The organism is Roseofilum sp. Guam, assembly GCF_017746735.1.
Lineage (GTDB): Bacteria > Cyanobacteriota > Cyanobacteriia > Cyanobacteriales > Desertifilaceae > Roseofilum > Roseofilum reptotaenium.
This window is the reverse complement of record NZ_JAGHZN010000107.1, coordinates 1-6,196: the sequence shown is the minus strand read 5'-3', so window position 1 is coordinate 6,196 and position 6,196 is coordinate 1. Positions and strand designations below refer to the sequence as shown.

4 protein-coding genes are annotated in these 6,196 nt (G+C 48.1%); all 4 read left to right on the top strand.

The genetic code is table 11. The features are described from left to right. Positions 1-128: 128 nt before the first annotated feature. The 4 genes from J7529_RS24240 to J7529_RS24225 all read left to right on the top strand — a co-directional run bounded on the left by J7529_RS24240 (position 129) and on the right by J7529_RS24225 (position 6,158). Positions 129-1,241: an S-(hydroxymethyl)glutathione dehydrogenase/class III alcohol dehydrogenase gene (locus tag J7529_RS24240; RefSeq protein WP_271936830.1), complete on the top strand. Its 1,113-nt coding sequence runs from the start codon at positions 129-131 to the stop codon at positions 1,239-1,241. Between the two features lie 178 nt (positions 1,242-1,419). Then, positions 1,420-2,808, top strand: coding sequence for a D-alanyl-D-alanine carboxypeptidase (locus tag J7529_RS24235; RefSeq protein WP_318731115.1), 1,389 nt, complete (start codon positions 1,420-1,422; stop codon positions 2,806-2,808). 626 nt (positions 2,809-3,434) lie between these two features. Further along, positions 3,435-4,703, top strand: coding sequence for a hydroxymethylglutaryl-CoA reductase (locus tag J7529_RS24230; RefSeq protein ID WP_318731114.1), 1,269 nt, complete (start codon positions 3,435-3,437; stop codon positions 4,701-4,703). 162 nt (positions 4,704-4,865) lie between these two features. Then, a complete protein-coding gene (locus J7529_RS24225; RefSeq protein WP_318731113.1) occupies positions 4,866-6,158 on the top strand; it encodes a glutamate-5-semialdehyde dehydrogenase in 1,293 nt (430 codons plus the stop codon). Positions 6,159-6,196 lie beyond the last annotated feature (38 nt).

The window sequence follows — 6,196 nt, the reverse complement described above, 5'->3', positions numbered from 1 at the left end:
AACCAGTGTGAATCCCTTTATGATGCCATCATAGAAGCTTTTAAGATATTGTCCTAACTCTCCCTTTCTTTGCTATACATAGCGTGATAAGGTATGATCTCCCTCTAAGTCGATCGCCATCCTCAACCATGGAAACCAAAGCTGCTATTGCCTTTGCCCCTAATCAACCCCTGAGCATTGAAACCGTCAGTCTGCAACCTCCGGAAGCTGGAGAAGTATTAATTGAAATTAAAGCGACTGGTATTTGCCACACGGATGCCTATACCCTCTCTGGGGCCGATCCAGAAGGACTTTTTCCCGCTATCCTGGGTCATGAAGGCGCAGGTGTCGTGGTAGAAGTTGGCCCAGGGGTCACCAGTGTCAAACCCGGCGATCATGTGATTCCTCTGTATGTTCCGGAATGTCGCCAGTGTGAATATTGCCTCAGTCTAAAAACAAACTTGTGCCAAGCGATCCGCACTACCCAAGGACGGGGCGTGATGCCCAATGGCAGCAGTCGGTTTGCGTTTAATGGCGAGATGCTCCATCATTACATGGGCACTTCAACCTTTTCTAATTATACCGTTGTCCCAGAAATTTCCGTAGCCAAAATTCGCGAAGATGCCCCGTTTGATAAGGTTTGCTATATCGGTTGCGGGGTAACAACAGGAATTGGAGCCGTGATTAATACGGCAAAAGTAGAACCGGGTTCTAAGGTCATTGTGTTTGGCTTAGGGGGGATTGGCTTAAATGTAATTCAAGGGGCAAAAATGGTGGGAGCCGATCGCATTATAGGCGTTGATCTGAATCCCAAAAAACGAGCTTTGGCGGAAAAATTTGGCATGACGGATTTTGTCAATCCCCAGGAGGTGGAAGGAGATTTAGTCCCTTATTTGGTGGATTTAACGAAAGGCGGTGCAGATTATACGTTTGAATGTATTGGCAATGTGGAGGTGATGCGCCAAGCGTTGGAATCTTGTCATAAGGGATGGGGCGTTTCCACGATTGTTGGTGTAGCAGGAGCTGGACAAGAAATCAAGACTCGCCCATTTCAGTTGGTGACGGGACGGGTTTGGAAAGGAACAGCGTTTGGAGGGGCAAGGGGACGAACAGATGTCCCGAAAATTGTGGATTGGTATATGGAAGGGAAGATTAATATTGATGATTTAATTACCCATGTATTGCCAATTGAGCAGATTAATGAGGGATTTGAGTTGATGCATGAAGGCAGTTCAATTCGCACTGTGGTAACGTTTGAGTAGTGCTGGGCGCTGGGAATAGGGAATAGGGAATAGGGAATAGGAAAACCCAGTAAATCATCGTAGGGTGGACAGGGAAAGAGTTGTCGCACTTGAATAATATCGCTTCTTCTCCTGCCTACCCTATCCCCTATTCGCACTGTGGTAACTTTTAAAAGCAGATTAGGAACAGGCAGTAATTATGATGTTGCGTGTCATTTCTCGTTTGGGTGTTGGGGTGATTTTACCGGCGATCGCCGCTTTCGGACTGATCGGGTGTGAAGAAGAAGATTCTTTTCTGCCACCAGCACCGCCCCCCGATATTTCTCAACCGGAGGTTCCCACAACTCCAGAAGTGGCAACCCCCACACCAACTCCCTCACCCAGTCCTACCCCTGCGGCGAAACCCACGACTCAACTAGCTGCCCCAGACAATCCCGATCCCCAGGTGAATGCTCAAGTGCAGGAAACTCTAGATACAATGGCGAATAAGGGATATCCTAAAGCCAATCAAGGGGTATGGATGCAGTCTGGAGATACCCTATTAGCGAATTATCAAGGGACAACGTTATTACCCGCCGCCTCTCTAACTAAAATCGCCACCACATTAGCCGTATTAGACACATTTGGCCCGAAACATCAATTTGTCACTCAAATTGGCTATACCGGAACCCTAGAGAATGGAGTGATTAATGGGGATTTAGTGATTATTGGCGATCGCGACCCCTTCTTTGTCTGGGAAGATGCGATCGCCCTCGGTAATGCCTTAATGAATATGGGGATCAAACAAGTGACGGGGGATTTAGTCATTGTTGGTTCCTTTTATATGAACTACGAAGAGAACCCTAAAACCTCTGGCGCTCTATTGCGTCAAGGCTTAAACGTGCAACTGTGGCCGGATCGAGCCTATCTGCAATATGAAACCCTACCTGACAATACCCCGCAACCGGAACTGAGTACGGGTGGCTTGATCAAGACAACAACCACAACACCCGCTAACGTTAAACCCCTTGTGCGTTATTCCTCCCTTCCCGTCGCCGAATTGCTGAAAAAAATGAACCAATACAGCAATAATCCCATGGCAGAAATGTTTGCTGGCATGGTGGGAAGTGCAGGAACCGTCGCCCAAAAAGCGGCCACTCTTTCTGGTGTCCCTCCAGCCGAGATTAAACTCATTAATGGATCGGGATTAGGGGAAGAAAACCAAATGTCCCCACGAGCGGCGATCGGCCTATTCTTAGGGATTCAAAAACTTTTACAACCCCATCAAATGACCATCGGTGATGTAGTTGCTATTGTCGGAGAAGACGAAGGCATCTTAACGTCACGCCCTTTACCCAAATTTGCCGTCGTCAAATCAGGCAGCCTCTACGCCGTCAGTACCCTGGGTGGAGCCTTGCCCACTGCCCAAAACGGGGTCGTTTGGTTTGCTATGTTTAATGGGGGTAGCTACTACGAAGATTTTCGAGAAGAGCAAGAAGCCTTCCTCAACAAACTCGTTCGTCAATGGGGAGTTGTCTCAAGGCTACCGGAAGAATTAAAACCCAGCTTGCCTCCAACCTCTGGATCTCGGATCGAGAAAGTCAATTGATATGCCTCTTTTGTCACTCGGGGAAAGCTTTGGTCTTGACTCAATTCTAGAACTCTTAGAGGATCGGCGATCGCGATCGCCGAAAATCACCCCATAAGCTATATAGCAGAAAAGGAGTTGGTGAGGAAAGTTAGGTTATGGTTTAAGGCAATAGGCAACAGTAGACTGTGAAAGACTTATCGGATTTAGAACTGTCCTAACCATAAAACGTAGTGCTATACAAACTTTTGCTATTCGTACCTATTGCTAGAGTGCGCAGCGCTATGCGGCACTTTCCTCTACGATGAGGTACATTAGTTTGTAATATCAAGTCCGAGTAATCAGTTTAACTATGTACAGTGCGTTTGCACTCCTACATTGTTCCGGTAGAACATTCCCTATTCTCTATTCCCCAACGTGAAGTATTGCATCATAGCCAATTAACCCGACTTGGTATAACGATAGTTAGAACAGCTAAAAACTCTACCCAGTCTGTTGTTTGCCCCCCTATCTCCTCATCACCCTATCACCCCATCACCAAGCGCTATATTTCTTATAAAACCTACATTCTAGACTCATTTTTACCCCTTAAGTTCTGCAACTTATGCCTGAAACAATAGCCATTAAATCTTCTCCCCCAACCCATTATGTCTACCCCCCACCGTCAAGCCAACCAATATGTCCGAGAACTTCTAGAACAGAACCGCCTAACGGAACTCTCAGACAAACTGCTACCCAACCCTAAACCCTTACCCCGCAAATTTCGCGGTGCATTTCGCCTCAGTCGTCAACGGGTGGAACAGCATTGGAAGCAACTAGAGACTCTCCCAGAAACCCAAGCCAATTTATTAGATGGGCAAACACTCTCTCAACTGGAAGCTTATCAGTATAATATTGAAAACTTTATCGGTACAGTGAAACTTCCGGTGGGTATTGCCGGCCCCCTGCGGGTGAATGGACTGTTTGCCCAAGGGGATTATCATGTGCCTTTAGCCACTACTGAAGCAGCTCTAGTCGCCTCCTATTCGCGAGGATGCCAACTGATTTCGGAAGTGGGGGGATGTCAGGTGTTATTACTCAATGAAGCGGTCAACCGTACTCCTGGATTTGCGTTTAGCACCTTGCAAGAGGTGGGCTTATTTTTGGCTTGGGTCGTAGGGGAACAGGAAACCTTTAAGCAAGAAGCAGAACAAACTACGCGCTACGGAAAACTAATCGATACTCGAATTACCGTAGAAGGCAATCATGTTTATCTGGATTTTCAGTTTACGACAGGGGACGCGGCTGGCCAAAACATGGTGACTTTGGCAACGGATGCAATTTGTCAGTATATCCTCAGCCAGAGTCCTGTGGCTCCCCAATATTGGTTTATTGAGGCCAACTTATCGGGGGATAAAAAGGCCAGCGCCCAATCATTTTCTGGAGTGCGAGGTAAAAAAGTAACAGCGGAAGTAAAAATACCAGCTCAGTTAGTTGCCCAACGGTTGCATACCACTCCAGAACAAATGGTCAACTATTGGCGGATGTCAGCTTTGGGGGGAACGATGAGCGGGACGATAGGGATTCAAGGGCATTATGCCAATGGGTTGGCAGCGTTGTATATTGCTTGTGGTCAGGATGCTGCTTGTGTGGCGGAGTCTGCGGTGGGAGTAACGCGGTTTGAGTTAACCCTAGAGGGCGATTTATATGCGGCAGTGACGTTGCCGAATTTGATTGTGGGTACGGTGGGAGGAGGTACGGGGTTACCCAGTCAGCAAGCTTGTTTGCAGATTTTGGGGTTAGCAGGTGCGGGTAAGGCGCGGGCGTTTGCTGAGATGTGCGCGGGGTTGGCGTTGGCTGGGGAGTTGTCGATTATTGGGGCGTTGTCTGCGGGAGAGTTTGTGCAGGCTCATGCTCGGTTGGCGCGGGAGCGTTGAAGAAGGACGGGGGGGATGGGGAGACTCGGGGACACGGAGACATGGGGATGTGGTAGACTTTTGAGAACACTAGCCTCTTTGTTGAAGTAGAGGTAACTAAATTGTTTCGGCTGTCGCCGACATGGAAATGATTAATTGTTAGATTGTTAATTTGAATTGCTCATGAGTTCTTCCACGTTAGTCGAATTAGCCCAGAAAACACGACAAGGGGCGCGTCAGTTAGCTGGATTGACGACAGAAGAGAAAAATCAGGCTATTGAGGCGATCGCCAAATCTTTGGAACAGGCTACACCAGAAATTGTAGCCGCAAACCAAGCTGACTGTGAAGCGGCAACTGCCGCAGGCATTGCTAAACCCCTCTATCATCGTCTGAAATTGGATGAAACGAAGCTGAAAGGAAATATCGCTGGGGTTCGTGATGTACAAAAGTTACCCGATCCGGTGGGGACGGTTCAAATTCATCGAGAGTTGGATGAGGGTTTGGTTCTGAAACGGATCAGTTGTCCATTGGGAGTTTTGGGGGTGATTTTTGAAGCGCGTCCTGAAGCAGCAATCCAGATTTCTACGTTGGCAATTAAGTCGGGCAATGGGGTGATTCTCAAGGGGGGAAAGGAAGCGATTCAGTCGTGTGAGGCGATTGTCAAGGCGATTCGACAAGGGTTATCGCAAACGGCGGTTAGTCCAGATGTGGTGCAACTTTTGACGACTCGCGAGGAGACGGTGGCGCTGTTGAAGTTAGACCCATATGTGGATTTGATTATTCCTAGGGGTTCTAATTCTTTTGTGCGGTTTGTCCAGGAGAATACCAATATTCCGGTGTTGGGTCACGCTGATGGTATTTGTCACCTCTATCTGGATGAATCTGCGGATCTGGAAAAAGCGATCGCCATTACGGTCGATTCCAAAACCCAATATCCGGCTGCTTGTAATGCCATCGAAACTCTGTTAGTGCATCGCTCCTGCGCTCCGCAGATTCTTCCCCTAATTGCCCAAGCGCTACAAGATAAAGGCGTGAAATTACTCGGAGATGATGCAACGTCTGAAGGGTTAGACATTCCCGCAGCCACAGAAGCGGATTGGTCTACAGAATACAGCGATCTGATTTTAGCGATTAAACAGGTGGAGAGTTTAGAGGAGGCGGTGAATCATATTAATACGTATGGATCGAAGCATACTGATGCGATCGTCACCGAAAACCCCCAAGCCGCGCAACTCTTCCTGAATCAAGTTGATGCTGCTGGCGTTTATCATAACTGTTCTACCCGCTTTGCCGATGGATTCCGCTACGGTTTTGGCGCAGAAGTTGGCATCAGCACCCAACAAATGCCCCCACGCGGCCCTGTAGGATTAGAAGGGTTAATCACCTATAAATATCAAGTTACCGGTAATGGTCATATTTCCGCTACCTACACTGGAGCGGAGGCGAAATCCTTTACCCACAGGGAGATGAGATAGGGAGATGGGATAGGGGGATGGGGGGATGGGGGGATGGG